10 protein-coding genes are annotated in these 15470 nt (G+C 69.9%); 4 read left to right on the top strand and 6 right to left on the bottom strand.

Features of this window, described 5'->3' with window-relative positions; genetic code table 11:
- Positions 1–271 precede the first annotated feature (271 nt).
- Entirely contained in the window at positions 272–5248 is a 4977-nt protein-coding gene (locus ACRAKF_RS23975) for an NAD-glutamate dehydrogenase (RefSeq protein WP_447039443.1), read from the bottom strand.
- 480 nt (positions 5249–5728) lie between these two features.
- Between ACRAKF_RS23975 and ACRAKF_RS23970 the strand changes: the two genes are divergently transcribed.
- The gene (locus tag ACRAKF_RS23970) at positions 5729–6295 is read left to right on the top strand and encodes a DJ-1/PfpI family protein (protein ID WP_447039442.1); all 567 of its coding nucleotides are present in this window, start codon (positions 5729–5731) and stop codon (positions 6293–6295) included.
- A 74-nt stretch (positions 6296–6369) separates the two neighbouring features.
- Here the strand turns inward: ACRAKF_RS23970 and ACRAKF_RS23965 are convergent, their stop codons facing one another.
- Together ACRAKF_RS23965 and ACRAKF_RS23960 are read right to left on the bottom strand one after the other, a co-directional pair.
- Entirely contained in the window at positions 6370–7044 is a 675-nt protein-coding gene (locus tag ACRAKF_RS23965) for an HAD family hydrolase (RefSeq protein WP_447039441.1), read from the bottom strand.
- Between the two features lie 91 nt (positions 7045–7135).
- Positions 7136–7639: a DUF6912 family protein gene (locus ACRAKF_RS23960; RefSeq protein ID WP_447042139.1), complete on the bottom strand. Its 504-nt coding sequence runs from the start codon at positions 7637–7639 to the stop codon at positions 7136–7138.
- 322 nt (positions 7640–7961) lie between these two features.
- On the opposite strand from ACRAKF_RS23960, the gene ACRAKF_RS23955 reads away from it, so the two are divergent.
- A complete protein-coding gene (locus ACRAKF_RS23955; RefSeq protein WP_447039440.1) occupies positions 7962–8432 on the top strand; it encodes an Rv3235 family protein in 471 nt (156 codons plus the stop codon).
- A 172-nt stretch (positions 8433–8604) separates the two neighbouring features.
- Here the strand turns inward: ACRAKF_RS23955 and secA are convergent, their stop codons facing one another.
- On the bottom strand, positions 8605–11439 hold the full coding sequence (secA, locus tag ACRAKF_RS23950) for a preprotein translocase subunit SecA (RefSeq protein WP_447039439.1): 2835 nt from the start codon (positions 11437–11439) through the stop codon (positions 8605–8607).
- Between the two features lie 320 nt (positions 11440–11759).
- Between secA and ACRAKF_RS23945 the strand changes: the two genes are divergently transcribed.
- A complete protein-coding gene (locus tag ACRAKF_RS23945) occupies positions 11760–12332 on the top strand; it encodes a GNAT family N-acetyltransferase (protein ID WP_447039437.1) in 573 nt (190 codons plus the stop codon).
- A gap of 66 nt (positions 12333–12398) precedes the next feature.
- On the top strand, positions 12399–13577 hold the full coding sequence (locus ACRAKF_RS23940) for a winged helix-turn-helix domain-containing protein (RefSeq protein WP_447039436.1): 1179 nt from the start codon (positions 12399–12401) through the stop codon (positions 13575–13577).
- Between the two features lie 22 nt (positions 13578–13599).
- Here ACRAKF_RS23940 and ACRAKF_RS23935 read toward each other — a convergent pair whose 3' ends face one another.
- Positions 13600–14343 carry a response regulator gene (locus ACRAKF_RS23935; protein WP_447039434.1) on the bottom strand — a complete coding sequence of 248 codons (744 nt, stop codon included), beginning with the start codon at positions 14341–14343 and terminating at the stop codon, positions 13600–13602.
- Positions 14344–14540: 197 nt separating this feature from the next.
- The gene (hpf, locus tag ACRAKF_RS23930; RefSeq protein WP_447039433.1) at positions 14541–15233 is read right to left on the bottom strand and encodes a ribosome hibernation-promoting factor, HPF/YfiA family; all 693 of its coding nucleotides are present in this window, start codon (positions 15231–15233) and stop codon (positions 14541–14543) included.
- Between the last annotated feature and the right edge of the window lie 237 nt (positions 15234–15470).

The raw sequence follows: 15470 nt of genomic DNA, 5'->3' as shown, positions 1-15470 counted from the left end.
CGCACTGCGCATCTCGTGATCTCGCACCTCCGTCAGACAATCTCACCCACCTTAGCCCAAATGCCCACATGCTCGGATTAATGCGTTATCGGCGTTTCTCCTCACCCGTTCCGCGGCTCTACCGAAGACGTCTTCCGCCCCGCTCACGTTGCCCGCGCACCTCACGCCGAATGCGCGGGGCAAGGAGAAAAGCGGAATGCACGTACGCAAAAGGGGGGCGCCCCGAGCCGGATGGCCCGGGGCGCCCCCCTTCACGTACCGCCGAAGGCGGCTACGAGTGCGTGCGCAGCAGCGTGCGCATCGTCCGCATCGCGACCGACAGGTTGGCCAGGTCGAAGGAGTCCGAGCTCTGGATCTCCTCCAGGGTCGTCCGCGCCCGGCTCAGGATCGGGGCGTTCTTCTCCTCCCAGGCCTTGAAGCGCTGCTCCGGCGTGGACTCGCCGTTGCCCGCGGCGAGCACGTCGGCGGTGAGCGCCGCGTGCGCCGCGTACAGGTCCTCGCGGATGGAGGCGCGCGCCATGGACTGCCAGCGGTCGGCCCGCGGCAGCTCGATGATGCGGTCCATGAGCTGGGTGATCCGCAGCCGGTCGCCGAGGTCGTAGTAGACCTCGGCGACGGCCATCGGCTCCTTGCCCATCCGGTCGGCGACGGCCACGATGTCCAGCGCGGGGAAGGCCGAGGAGAACCCGGCGACGCGCTGCGCGAGCTCGCCGGGGACGCCCACGTCGGTCAGCTCGTCCCGGATGCCCTGGTACCACTCCGAGTCCGAGCCGCGAAGGAGCCGCGGCAGCTCGTCCCAGACCTCGGCGACGCCCTCACTGAAGAAGTCGATGGTCTCGGCGAGCTGGAGCGGCTGCGGCCGGTTGTTGAGCAGCCAGCGCGCGCCGCGCTCGACCAGGCGGCGCGAGTGCAGCCGTACGCGGGTCTGGACGTCGGCGGCGACGACATTGTCGAGCGCCTCCACCTCGTCCCACACCTTGCTCAGGCCGAAGATCTCGCGGGCGGCGAGCTGCGCCCGCACGATCTCCTCCAGGGAGGCTCCCGTCTCCTCGCGCAGCCGGTGCAGGAAGGTCGAACCACCGGTGTTCACCGTGTCGTTGACCAGGACCGTCGTGACGATCTCGCGGCGCAGCGCGTGCCCGTCGACCTGCTCGGGGAACCGCTCGTACAGCGCCTTCGGGAAGTACGCGTGCAGCAGCCGCTGGAGGTAGGCGTCGTCCGGCAGCGTCGTCTGGATCAGCTCGTCGGCGGCCGTGATCTTCGTGTAGGCCATGAGTACGGCGAGCTCGGGCTGGGAGAGCCCGCGGCCGGAGTTGAGCAGTTCGCGGATCTGCCGGTCGTTGGGCAGGAACTCCAGGCCCCGGTCCAGGTGGCCCTGCTTGCCGAGCCTGCGCATGAAGCGCTGGTGGGCGTGGAGCAGGGACGGCGACTGGGCGACGGCGTTGGCGAGTGCGGTGTTCTGCGCGTAGTTGTTGCGCAGGACCAGGTGTCCGACCTCGTCGGTCATCTCGGCGAGCAGCTTGTTGCGCTGCTTGACGGTCATGTCGCCGTTGGCGACCACGGAGTTGAGCAGGATCTTGATGTTCACCTCGTGGTCGGAGGTGTCCACGCCCGCGCTGTTGTCGATGGCGTCGGTGTTGATGCGGCCGCCGCCGCGCCCGAACTCGATGCGGCCGAGCTGGGTGAGGCCGAGGTTGCCGCCCTCGCCGACGACCTTCGCCCGCAGGTCGGCGCCGTTGACGCGGATGGCGTCGTTGGCCTTGTCGCCGACGTCGGCGTTGGTCTCCGCCGTCGCCTTCACGTACGTACCGATGCCGCCGTTCCACAGCAGGTCCACGGGGGCCTGGAGGATGGCCTTCATCAGGTCGGCCGGGGTCATCTTGGCGATGTTGCCCTCGATGCCGAGCGCCGCCCGGATGTGGCCGTTGAGCTGGATCGCCTTGGCGGAGCGGGGGAAGATCCCGCCGCCGGCGGAGAGCAGCGCCTTGTCGTAGTCGGCCCACGAGGAGCGCGGCAGCTCGAAGAGGCGGCGGCGCTCGGCGTAGGACGTCGCGGAGTCCGGCTTGGGGTCGATGAAGATGTGCCGGTGGTCGAAGGCGGCGACCAGGCGGATGTGCTCGGAGAGCAGCATGCCGTTGCCGAACACGTCACCGGACATGTCACCGACGCCGACGACGGTGAAGTCCTCGGACTGCGTGTCGGTGCCGAGCTCCCGGAAGTGCCGCTTGACGGACTCCCAGGCGCCGCGGGCGGTGATGCCCATGCCCTTGTGGTCGTAGCCGGCGGAGCCGCCGGACGCGAAGGCGTCACCGAGCCAGAAGTCGTACGACTCGGCGACCTCGTTGGCGGTGTCCGAGAACTTCGCCGTGCCCTTGTCGGCCGCGACGACGAGGTACGTGTCGTCCTCGTCGTGCCGCACGACGTCCGCCGGGGGCACGACCTCGCCCGCGACCAGGTTGTCGGTGATGTCGAGCAGCGCCGAGATGAACGTCTTGTAGCAGGCGACGCCTTCCGCCAGCCACGCGTCACGGTCCACCGCCGGATCGGGGAGCTGCTTGGCGACGAAGCCGCCCTTCGCGCCGACGGGCACGATGACGGTGTTCTTGACCATCTGTGCCTTGACCAGGCCGAGGATCTCCGTACGGAAGTCCTCGCGCCGGTCGGACCAGCGCAGACCGCCGCGCGCGACCTTGCCGAAGCGCAGGTGCACGCCCTCGACGCGGGGCGAGTACACCCAGATCTCGTACGCGGGGCGGGGCGCGGGCAGGTCGGGGATGGCCTGCGGGTCGAACTTCATGGAGATGTACGAGTGCGGCTTGCCGCTCCCGGCACCCTGGCCCCGCTTGTCGCTTCCGCCACCCGCGCTCTGGAAGTAGTTGGTGCGCAGGGTCGCCTTGATGACGGTGAGGAAGGACCGCAGGATGCGGTCCTCGTCCAGGGAGGCGACCTGGTCGAGCGCCCCCTCCAGCTCCTCCAGGAGCCCGTCGGTCAGCTCGGTCCCGGCACGCTGGCGGCCGGGCGACATCCGCGCCTCGAAGAGCGAGACGAGCAGCCGCGTGGTGTGGACGTTGTTGCGGAGGGTGTCCTCCATGTAGTCCTGGCTGAACGTCGAGCCCGCCTGGCGCAGGTACTTCGCGTAGGCGCGCAGCACCATCGCCTGGCGCCAGTCGAGGCCCGCGCGGAGCACCAGGGAGTTGAAGCCGTCGACCTCGGCCTCGCCGGTCCAGGCGGCGGCGAAGGCGTCCTGGAAGCGCTCGCGGCCGTCGTCACCGAGGTAGTCGCCGTTGTTGCCCGGCGCCTTGGGCATGCGCAGGCCGAAGTCGTAGATCCACGCGTGCGTGCGGTCCGCGCAGCGCAGCTCGTACGGGCGCTCGTCGGTGACCTCGACGCCGAGCTGCTGGAGCACCGGCATCACGGCGGAGAGGGAGACCTGACCGCCGGAGCGGTAGATCTTGAAGCGGCGCTCGCCGGGGGCCGTGCCCACCGGCTCGTACAGGGAGAGCGCGAAGTCCTGGTGCGCCTCGGAGAGCTGCTCCAGGTGCTGGAGGTCGGCGACGGCCGCGCGCGGGGTGTGGTCGGCCTTGTAGCCCTCGGGGAAGGCGTGCCCGTAGCGGCGGATCAGCTCGGCGGCGCGCTCCTCGCCGCACTCGGCGGTCAGCGCCTCGGCGAAGCCGTCGGCCCAGGAGCGGGCGGCGTCGACGAGCCGTCCCTCGATGCGCTCGACGTCGGCGTCGGAGAGGGCGGGGACCTCGGCGCCCTTGGGCACCCTGACCACGAAGTGGATACGGGAGAGGATCGACTCCGTGTTCCAGGCGGTGAAGTCGACGCTGGCGCCGTTCAGCTCCTCCTTGAGGATGTCGATGACCCGCAGCCGGACGCCGGTGGTGTAGCGGTCGCGCGGGAGGTAGACCAGGGCGGAGTAGTAGCGCCCGTACTCGTCCTTGCGCAGGTACAGCCGGAGCCTGCGGCGCTCCTGGAGGTAGAGGACGCTCGTCACGATGGAGCGCAGCTCGTCGGCCGGGGTCTGGAACAGCTCGTCGCGCGGGTAGGTCTCCAGGATCTGGAGCAGGTCGCGCCCGTCGTGGCTGTTGGCCGAGAAGCCGGCGCCCTTCAGGACTTCCTGGACCTTGCGGCGGATGACGGGCACACGCCGTACGGACTCGGTGTACGCGGCGGACGAGAAGAGCCCGAGGAAGCGCCGCTCACCGATCACATTGCCCTCGGCGTCGAACTTCTTCACGCCGACGTAGTCGAGGTAGCTGGGGCGGTGCACGGTCGCCCGGCTGTTGGCCTTGGTCAGGACGAGGAGCTTGTGCTCACGGGCCTTGGCGCGCGCGTCGGCGGGCAGCCGGTTGAAGGACGGGCTCACCGGGTGGTGGTCGTCGCCGTGCTGGGGGTCGGCGCGCAGGACGCCGAGGCCGGTGCCGGGGACGGCCGCGAGGGAGTCGTCGTCCGTGAGGTTGTACTCGCGGAAGCCCAGGAAGGTGAAGTGGTTGTCGGCGAGCCAGCGGAGCAGCTCGCGGGCCTCCTCGACCTCCTGGTCGGGCAGGTCGCCTGCGGTCGGCTCGGAGGGCAGCTCGTCGGCGATGCGCAGCGCCGCGTCGCGCATCTTCTCCCAGTCCTCGACCGTCTCGCGTACGTCGGAGAGGATCCGCAGCAGATCGGCGGTGATCTGCTTCAGGTCGGCGCGGTCGGTCTCGCGGTCCATCTCGACGTGGATCCACGACTCGACGAGCGCGTCGTGCGGCCGCTCGCCGCTCGCGCCGCCGGGCAGGACCTCCAGGAGCTTACCGGTGACATCACGGCGCACGACGACCTGCGGGTGGATCACGACATGGATGCCGCGGCCCTGGCGGGAGAGCTCGTTGGTGACGGAGTCGACGAGGAAGGGCATGTCGTCGGTGACCACCTCGACGACGGAGTGGCTGCACGTCCAGCCGTTCTCCTCGACCGTCGGGGTGTGGACCCGCACGTTGGCCGTCCCCTGGGGGCGGTTCTCCGCCAGGCGGTAGTGCGAGAAGGCGGCCCCGAAGACGTCGACCGGGTCGCGGTCCGCCAGGTCCTCCGGGGCGGTGTGCAGGTAGTAGCGCTGGAGGAACGCGAGAGCCATGTCCTGGTCCGGCGTGGCCCCGCTCGTCGTCCCGGTCGGTGCACCGTTCGGTAGGCGCCCCCCGACCGGGCTGTTCTCAGCTACCCGGGCGGCCCGCGCGAGCAGCTCGGTCTTGGCTTCGTCCAGCTTGGTCTGCATTGTCCTCTGACTCCTGTCGCGCGCCGTTGCGTGACGTAGAAGGAAGTGATGTGACGTAACGCCGCGACGCGGGTTCTCCGGCCGGGATCGACGTTATGCCGCGGTGAAAGAAGAGCGGACGGCTTTCCGCCATTTTCAGCGGTTCCGCTGACGGATGGCTGGGTTGGCTCTGTCGGCCGTACCGCGAAGAAGCGTCAGCGAGGCCCCGGGCACGGATGTCCTCCGTGTTCCCCGGGCGCAGGGCGGGGGCGTCTATGCCCCCGCGGGATATCGCGCTGATCACGGGTCAAGGCTATCGCTCCGCACCCGGCAACCGTCATGAGCCGTATGTGTACAAAACCAGGACCCGAACATGGACAGTCTGCACAGTACGGCCGGCGCCCGCCCCGTGGTCGGCCCTCTTGGCAAACCGGACGCGGGCGTGCACGTTGAGCAGGACGGGAAACGGACGTGCGCGACGGACTCGGGGAGCGAGCGCCGATGGCAGCCAAGATCCTGATAGTGACCGGTGACGCGGCGGAGTCACTGGAGGTCCTGTACCCCTACCAGCGGCTGCGCGAGGAGGGCTACGGCGTCCACATCGCCGCCCCCGCCCGCAAGACGCTGCGGTTCGTGGTCCACGACTTCGAGCCGGGCTTCGATACGTACACGGAGAAACCGGGCTACACCTGGCCCGCCGACCTCGCCTTCTCCGAGGTGGATCCCGGCCAGTACGTCGCCCTGGTGATCCCGGGCGGCCGGGCCCCGGAGTACCTGCGCAACGACCCGGAGCTCCGCAAGATCCTGAAGTCCTTCTTCGACGCGGACAAGCCGGTCGCCCAGATCTGCCACGGCCCGCTCCTGACGGCGGCCATCGGCAGCCTGAGCGGCCGCCGCGTCACGGCGTACCCGGCCCTGGAGATGGACATGCAGACGGCCGGGGCGACCTTCCAGGACGCGGAGGTCGTGGTCGACGGCACCCTGGTCTCCTCCCGCGCCTGGCCGGACCACTCGGGCTGGATGCGTGAGTTCCTCACGGTCCTACGAGCGAAGGCACCGGCGACGTAGGGCCGCGGGCCGGTCCGCTCGGCGGCCCGGCGGTCAGGCGGTCGGGCGGTCAGGCGGTCGGGCGGCGCTGTCGTTCAGGCGGCGAGTCGCTCCGCCTCCGCCACCGCTTCCGTCAGGCTGTCGACGACGGGCACCCCGGCGGTCTCCAGACTGACCCGGCTGTGCGAGCCGCCGGTGTAGAGCACGGCCCGCGCCCCGACGTGCGCCGCGGCGACCGCGTCGTCCACGGCGTCCCCGATCACGACGACCCGCTCGGCCGCCGCGACGACGCCTTCGAGCGCGGCGAGGTGCCGCGCCATGCGCTCGGCCTTGCCCGCATGGGAGGTGTCGGTGCGCCCGTCGATCCGTACGAAGTACTCCTGGATCCCGTGCCTGCGCACGATCGGCACCAGGTGCTCGTGCGGGGCCAGCGACAACAACGACTGCGTACGCCCACCGGCCCGCCGCTCGGCCAGCAGCTGAGCGGCCCCTTCGGCGAGCCCGCAGGTCTGCGCCCGCGCCCAGTAGTGCTTGTGGAAGACGGCATCCATGATCTGCCACTCGCTGTCACTCGGCAGCCGTCCCATGAGCCGCTCGTAGAACCGCGGGATGGGCACGCAGTACAGCTCGCGGTACCGCTCCAGCGTGATCGGCTCAAGACCGAGCTCCGCGAAGGACGCGTTCGTGGCCTCGATCACCGCATGGATGTCATGCAGCAGAGTCCCGTTCCAGTCCCAGACGATGTGCGCCCCGCGCCCGACTTTCCCCATCCCACCAACTTACCCATCCGGCCGGCCACCGAGTCCCCTCCCCCGGGCCGGAGGCCGAGCCAGAACCGTGGAGGGCCGGGCGCCAGGCACCTCAGAGCAGCCCAGGGATCTCCTGGGTGGCGAACCAGAGCAGTTCGTGCCCCTCCGCCCCGTCCACGAGGAACCCCGCGTCCGCGTCCCCGAGATCCGCCGCCCCCAACGCGGCAGCCGCGGCCGCGACGTCCTCCTCCGCCTCGTCGGAGTCCACATGCACGGCGGCGGCCTTGGCCAGCGGCAGCGCGGCAGCGAGCCGCACCTCTCCCAGCGCCCCCTCGTCCAGCCCCCGGTCGGGGTCCGCGACGGCCGCCCCGTCCGGCACGTCCGCCGCGAGGACGACCCGCCGCCGCGCCGCCCCGGGATCCCCCGCGACCAGCCGCAGCGAGGCGAGCGCCGCCCGGTTCAGAGCCGCGTACTCCAGTTCCTCGATGTCGTCGGAGACGTACCACTCCCGCAGCGCCGGCGTCACCGCGTAGGCGACCAGCGGCCCCGGCCCCAGCTCGCCCGCCTTGTGCGCCTCGGCGAGCCGGGGAAGGGTCAGGGGAACGTAGACACGCATGGAGAGACCGCTTTCGCTCACGTCCGCACGGGGCGGACTCGGGGCCCGCGCGGAGCCGGCCCGTAGCCGTGGAAAGGACCCTCAGGATACGTCCGGGAGTCCCCCATCGAGCTCCCCCCGCCCCTCGCGGCACCGTCACCCCCGCGCCACCGATTCACCCGGTACCACCCAACGGCCACCGCGCTCCCGGAGCCTCCGCTCACCCGGATAGGTGACTTTCCGCCCAGCGCTCCGCCCCCGCGCCGGACCTTGCGCCGCGCCCCGCCGCCCCCGTACAAGAACGGCTACACGAAGTTACTCCCTGGTACGAAGGAGGCGCTCGATGCGCAAGGTGATGACCAGGCGCCCGTCGGTGACCCGCCCGTCCGCAGGACGCCCCCCGAACCGCAGGGACACCCGTACGAGCCGCTCCGCGGGCCGCCCGCCCGGCATGGTCCCGGCCCAGCCGCCCCCGCACCCCACGGAGCTCTTCGCGGAGCGCCTGGTCCTGGTCCTCAGCGGCCAGCGGCCCCTCCACTGGGTGGCCAGGCACGTCGCCAACACGGCATACGACGACCTGGCCCGCCTCGCCGAGCTGAACCCCCTCCGCGCGGACGGCCGCCGCCCCACCGTCCACCGGATCGGCCACTACCAGCCGCACCCGGACGCCTACGAGGTCTTCGCCCGCGTCGCGGCGGGCCCGAGGCTGCGGGCCCTGGCGTTCCGCCTGGCCCTGGGCGCGGACCGGAAGTGGCGGTGCACGGCGGTGGAGATGGCACTGGACGGCAACGGAAGCGGCGACTGCGGCGACTGAGAGCCGGCCCTCGCCGGGCCCCGCCGGGCCCCTCCAGGCAAGCCCGCTGGGCACCCTCCGGGCAAGCGAAAGGGGCCGGAAGCAGAACTTCCGGCCCCTTCTGAAGCCACCGTCAGCGGCTCAAAGCGAGGTCACCGAAGACGACGCCGCCCGGTACAGCGACAGCGACACGTCACTTCTTGCGCCGCCGCCCGCCCTTCTGGGCCTTCCGCCGCTCCGCACGGGTCATCCCGTCCGACTCCGACCGCACACCGGCGCCATCCGTGGCGAAGTCGCCCTCGTCGACGCCGCCCTCGGCGTTCGGCGCCTGGAAGTGCAGACGGTCGGGCCGCTGCGGGGCCTCCAGGCCCTTGGCGCGGATCTCGGGCCGCGCCCCGGCGGGAACCGCGTCCTGCACACCGTCCTTGGAGAGCGACGTGGCGGACGCCGAGTCCTCGACCGGGATCTCCTCGACCTGCTGCTCGACCTGGACCTCCAGGTTGAACAGGTAGCCGACGGACTCCTCCTTGATGCCGTCCATCATGGCGTTGAACATGTCGAAGCCCTCCCGCTGGTACTCCACCAGCGGGTCCTTCTGCGCCATGGCGCGCAGGCCGATGCCCTCCTGGAGGTAGTCCATCTCGTAGAGGTGCTCGCGCCACTTGCGGTCGAGCACCGAGAGGACGACCCGCCGCTCCAGCTCACGCATGATGTCGGAGCCGAGCTGCTCCTCACGCGCCGCGTACTGCTGGTGGATGTCGTCCTTGATGGACTCGGAGATGAACTCGGCGGTCAGACCCGCGCGGTCGCCCGCCGCGTCCTCCAGCTCCTCGACGGTGACCGCGACGGGGTAGAGCTGCTTGAACGCGCCCCACAGCCGGTCCAGGTCCCACTCCTCGGCGAAGCCCTCGGCGGTCTCCGCCGCGATGTACGCCTCGATGGTGTCGTCCATGAAGTGCGCCATCTGCTCCTGGAGGTCCTCGCCCTTCAGGACGCGGCGGCGCTCTCCGTAGATGACCTCGCGCTGCCGGTTGAGGACCTCGTCGTACTTCAGGACGTTCTTGCGCGTCTCGAAGTTCTGCTGCTCGACCTGCGACTGGGCGGAGGCGATGGCGCGCGTGACCATCTTGTTCTCGATCGGCACGTCGTCCGGCACGTTCGCCATGGACATCACGCGCTCGACCATCTGCGCCTTGAAGAGCCGCATCAGGTCGTCGCCGAGCGAGAGGTAGAACCGGGACTCGCCGGGGTCGCCCTGACGGCCGGAACGGCCGCGGAGCTGGTTGTCGATGCGGCGCGACTCGTGCCGCTCGGTGCCGAGGACGTAGAGCCCGCCGAGGTCCTTGACCTCTTCGAACTCGGCCTTGACGGCCCGCTCGGCCTTCTCCAGGGCGGCCGGGAGCGCCGCGGCCCACTCCTCGACGTGCTCGACCGGGTCCAGGCCGCGCTGGCGCAGCTCCGCCTCGGCGAGGTCGTCGGGGTTGCCGCCGAGCTTGATGTCCGTGCCTCGTCCCGCCATGTTCGTGGCGACGGTGACGGCACCCTTGCGGCCGGCCTGGGCGACGATGGTCGCCTCCCGGTCGTGCTGCTTGGCGTTGAGCACCTCGTGCTGGACGCCGCGCTTGGAGAGCTGCTGGGAGAGGTACTCCGACTTCTCCACGGACGTCGTGCCGACCAGGATCGGCTGGCCCTTCTCGTGCTTCTCGGCGATGTCGTCGACGACGGCCGCGAACTTGGCGACCTCGGTGCGGTAGATCAGGTCGGACTGGTCCGCGCGGACCATCGGCCGGTTCGTCGGGATCGGCACGACGCCCAGCTTGTAGATCTGGTGGAACTCGGCGGCCTCGGTCATGGCCGTACCGGTCATGCCGGACAGGCCGCTGTCGTAGCCCTCGCGCTTGTAGAGGCGGAAGAAGTTCTGGAGGGTGATGGTGGCGAGAGTCTGGTTCTCGTCCTTGATGTCCACCCCTTCCTTCGCCTCGATCGCCTGGTGCATGCCCTCGTTGTAGCGGCGGCCGGCGAGGATACGGCCGGTGTGCTCGTCGACGATCATGACTTCGCCGTCGATGACGACGTAGTCCTTGTCCTTCTTGAAGAGTTCCTTGGCCTTGATGGCGTTGTTGAGGTAGCCCACCAGGGGCGTGTTCACCGACTCGTAGAGATTGTCGATGCCGAGCCAGTCCTCGACCTTGGCCACGCCGGGCTCGTGGATGGCGACGGTGCGCTTCTTCTCGTCGACCTCGTAGTCGCCGGTCTCCTCGATGCCCTTGAGCTGGTTGCCGGGCTCACCCTTGGTGAGGCGCGTGACCAGCTTGGCGAAGTCGCCGTACCACTTGGTGGCCTGGTCGGCGGGGCCGGAGATGATCAGCGGCGTACGGGCCTCGTCCACGAGGATCGAGTCGACCTCGTCGACGATCGCGAAGTTGTGGCCGCGCTGCACCAGCTCGTCCTGCGACCACGCCATGTTGTCGCGGAGGTAGTCGAAGCCGAATTCGTTGTTCGTGCCGTACGTGATGTCGCAGGCGTACTGCTCACGGCGCTGGGCCGGCGTCATATTGGCGAGGATGCAGCCGACGTTCAGGCCCAGGAACTTGTGGACGCGACCCATCATGTCGGAGTCGCGCTCGGCCAGGTAGTCATTGACCGTGATGATGTGGACGCCCTTGCCGGACAGGGCGTTCAGGTACGCGGGGAGCGTGCCGACGAGGGTCTTGCCCTCACCGGTCTTCATCTCCGCGACGTAGCCCATGTGCAGCGCGGCGCCGCCCATCATCTGGACGTCGTAGTGGCGCTGGCCCAGGACGCGCTTGGCGGCCTCGCGGACCGTCGCGAAGGCCTCGGGCAGGAGGTCGTCGAGCGTCTCGCCGTCGGCGTAACGCTCCTTGTACTCCTCGGTCAGCGCGCGCAGCTCGGCGTCGGAGAGGCTGACGAAGTCCTCTTCGATGGAGTTGACCTGGTCCGCGATGCGGTGCAGCTTGCGCAGGATCTTGCCTTCGCCTGCACGCATGATCTTCGAGAGGACGGACACGGGGGTTGGTCTCCTTGCCGGTCGGGCCTGGCATGGTCGGTTTTACTCGTCGGGCAACGGCCATCGTATGCGAGGACCCGGCTGCGCCGGGAGGTCTGCCCTCAGGTCAACGGACAAGGGCCGCCGAAGGTGCCGGGTGGGGCCCGCGAGTGGCCCGCGAGTGCCCCGCGCGAGCCGATCGCGACGAGCGGATAAGACGATGGATGAGGCGAGCGGACGAGACGAGCGGACGAGACGAGCGGACGAGACGAGACGAGCCGGATGAGGCGAGTGGACAAAAAGGGCTGGCCCTCGAAACAGCGCCCCCGCATCATCGCTTGATGGAGCCCGTCACACTCACCACCGAACGCCTGTGCCTGCGCGTCTTCACGTCCGCCGACGTCGACGAGATCTTCGCGGCGTGCCAGGACCCGGACATCCAGCGCTGGACCACGATTCCCTCGCCGTACGCGCGCGTGGACGCCGAGAACTTCGTGGCCACCATGGTCCCCGCGGGATGGCGCAACGACTCCGAGTACACCTTCTCCGTGCGGCCCCGCGAGGGCGGCCCCCTGCTCGCCGCCGCCAGCCTGCACCACCCGCGCTCGGGAACCTGGGAGGTCGGCTACTGGTCGGCCAAGGAGCACCGCGGCCGCGGCCACATCACCGAGACGGTCCTCGCCCTCGCCCGCTGGGCATTCACGGACCTGCTCTGCCCCCGCCTGGAGTGGCGCGCGGAGGTGGGCAACACCGGCTCGCGCGCGGTCGCGGAGAAGGCCGGCTTCACGGTCGAGGGCGTGCTCCGCGCGGGCCTGCTCAACAAGGGCACGCTCCGTGATGCCTGGGTCGGCGCCCTGCTTCCCTCGGACCTCGGCATGCCGACGCCGTTCCCGTACCTGCCCGCGAGGCCCTGAGGACCGGAGCGGAGGGGTCCGGAATTCCGGCCCCGGTTGTCAGTGCCGACGCCTATCGTTTCGACCATGACGAGCCTGCCGCGCCCTGCCATAGAACTCTCCGCCGACGAGGCCCGCCGCATCGCCCTGCGCGCCCAGGGCTTCCTCGGCGCCCAGGACCGCAAGGCCGGTGTGCGAGGCGTACTGCGGCATCTCGGCGCGGTCCAGCTCGACACGATCTCGGTCCTGGCCCGCTCGCACGAGCTCATTCCGTACGCACGGCTGGGCGCCGTCGGCCGCGACACCGTGGAGGCGGCGTACTGGGGGGCGACGGACCGGGCCCAGCCGCACGCCTTCGAGTACTGGTCGCACGCCGCGTGCATCCTGCCCGTCGAGGAGTGGCCGCACTTCGCGTTCCGCCGCCGCGCCTACCGCTCCCGCCCGCACTGGCACCACGACCTGCCCGACGGGGCGTATGACCAGGTCATCAAGCAGCTGCGCGTGGAGGGCCCGCTGACGGCCACGGAGTTGGGCGGCGCGAAGAACAAGGGCGAGTGGTGGGACTGGTCCGAGTCGAAGATCGCCGTGGAGCGCGCGCTGATGTACGGCGAGGTGGTGTGCACCGAACGCCGCTCCTGGAAGCGGGTGTACGACCTGGCGGAGCGCGCGATCCCGGAGGCGCTGCTGCACGACGACCTGAGCGACGTGGAGTGCCTGCGCCGCCTGGTGCGCCTGGCCGGTGAGTCGCTCGGCGTCGGCACGCGCGCGGACATCGCCGACTACCACCGCCTCAAGGGCGAGCAGTTCGATCTGGTGGTGGCGGACTCGGGTCTGGTGCCGGTGACGGTCGAGGGCTGGTCCAAGCCCGCCTGGGCCGACCCGGAGGCCCTGCGGACGACGCCTCGCGGCCGGCACCGCACGACGCTGCTCTCCCCCTTCGACTCCCTGATCTGGGAGCGGGCGCGCACGGAGCGGATCTTCGGCTTCACGCACCGCCTGGAGGCGTATGTCCCCAAGCCCAAGCGTATCCACGGCTATTTCGCGATGCCGCTGCTCGCGGGCGGCAGGCTCCTGGGCCGCGTCGACCCGGCGCGTGAGGGGAGCACGCTGGTGGCCAAGCAGGTCTCGCTCGACACCCCGAAGGCGGTCGCGCCGATGGCCCAGGCCCTCCTGGAGGCGGCGTCGTGGGTCGGCTGCGATTCCGTGCGGGTGGAGCGGGTGAACCGCCCCGAGCTGACGGCCGACCTGGTGCGGGCCCTCGCCTGACCCGCACCCGGTGTCGTGACCCTCATCTGATCTCGAGGATCTTCTCCCGCATCGCGTAGACGACGGCCTCCATCCTGGAGTGCAGCTGAAGCTTCTCCAGGATGTTGCGCACGTGGTTCTTCACGGTGTTCTCGGAGATGAACAGCTGTTTGGCGATGTCGCGGTTGTTCATCCCGGTGGCGACGAGCTTCAGCACTTCCAGCTCGCGCTCGGTCAGCCGAGGCGCGGGCACGAGGCGGCGCTCGTCGGTGCGCTGGATCATGGACTTGAACTCGGTGAGCAGCTTCGATGCCATCGAGGGGCTGATCTGGGACTGCCCGTCGGCCACCGCGCGGATCGCGGTGGCCACCTCGTCCGTGGAGATCTCCTTCAGGAGATATCCGGTGGCGCCCGCCTTGATCGCGTCGTAGAGATCGGCTTCCTCGTCGCTGATCGTCAGCATGATGATCTTGGCGCTCGGCGCGACCTCCTTGATGGAGGTGCACGCCTCGATGCCGCCGCGTTTCGGCATGCGTACGTCCATGAGCACGATGTCGGGCAGCAGATCGGCGGCCTTGTCCACCGCCTCCGCGCCGTCGCCCGCTTCCCCGACGACCTGGATGTCCTCCTCGGCGGCGAGGACGATCTCCAGGCCACGGCGGAAGAGGGCGTGGTCGTCCACCACGAGGACCCTGATCGGCTCCTTGCGCGGCGCGCCCGTGTCCGTGCCGATGCCGATGCCGTCCCCGGCATGTCCGCGATGCATCGGTCCGAAGCTGTCCGCCATCGTTCCTCCCCCATGAAGGCCGTGGCCTGTTGTGACTCTGCTGCGCCAACCCGAGGCGGCAGCACACCGGTTGGCCGGCGGGGTCATGATTTCATGCCTGGCGCCGGTGCGGTGCGCGCACTGGTCGCACGAGGATGCCCCTGGGGGGCGCACACGCGCTCCAGGGGCACCACGTCAGCGGTTCACGGGGGCGGCGGTCAGCCGCCGAGTGCTCCGCCGCCACCGGCCGATTCGGCCCTGGCGACCATGGGGTCGGTGTTGAGACGGATGACGCCGTAGTCATAGGCGTGCCGTCGGTAGACGACGCTGGGTTCCTTGGATTCGGAGTCGACGAACAAGTAGAAGTCGTGCCCGACCAGTTCCATCTCGTAGAGCGCCTGGTCCAGGGTCATGGGTGCCGCGACGTGCGTCTTCTCGCGGACCACGAGGGGTCCTTCGCCCTGGATCTCCAGGGAACCGATCCTCTTGACCGGAACGCCGTCCGGCTCTTCGTCGCGTACGACGGTGCCGTTTCCGTCGAGAGTCGCCGCGTCCGGAACCCGCTCGGTGACCTCGGCGGCGGAGAGCCTGCCGGTGCCCCTGCGGTTGTGGCGCTTCTCGTGCTGCTTGCGCAGTCGCGCGTCGAGCTTGGCCGTGGCCAGGTCGAGTGCCGCGTACGCATCGGCTGCCGATGCCTCCGCGCGAATCACGGGCCCGCGCCCGCGGAGAGTGATCTCCACACGGTCGGAACGGTCGGCCTGACGCGGATTGGTTTCCTTGGACACCTCGACGTCGAGGTGGATCACCTTGCCGTCGAGCCTCTGGATCTTGTCCAGCTTCAGCTTCTCGGCCACGTGCTTGCGGAACCGCTCAGGTACCTCGGTCTTGCGGCCCTTGACGACGATGTCCACGCAGAACTCCGTTCCCGGATCGCTCCGCTTCGGCGGCGGAGCATCTCCCTTTTGCACCAGACCCCGGTGATCTCCCGGGGCCTCGGACTCGGTGACTTCCACCTCCTCCTCCCCCATGGGCAAGATCTCCACCCACCGGCCCGGGTGATTGCGGAAAATCCCGCGGACCGGCAATCCGATATGCGAGGTCGGGCGTTCGCCATTCCTCACAACCGAACATATCTCGCCCGGAGCTAT

Source organism: Streptomyces sp. DSM 118878, from assembly GCF_052936595.1.
Note: the sequence above shows the minus strand (reverse complement) of the source record. Positions and strands in the feature narration are given on the sequence as shown.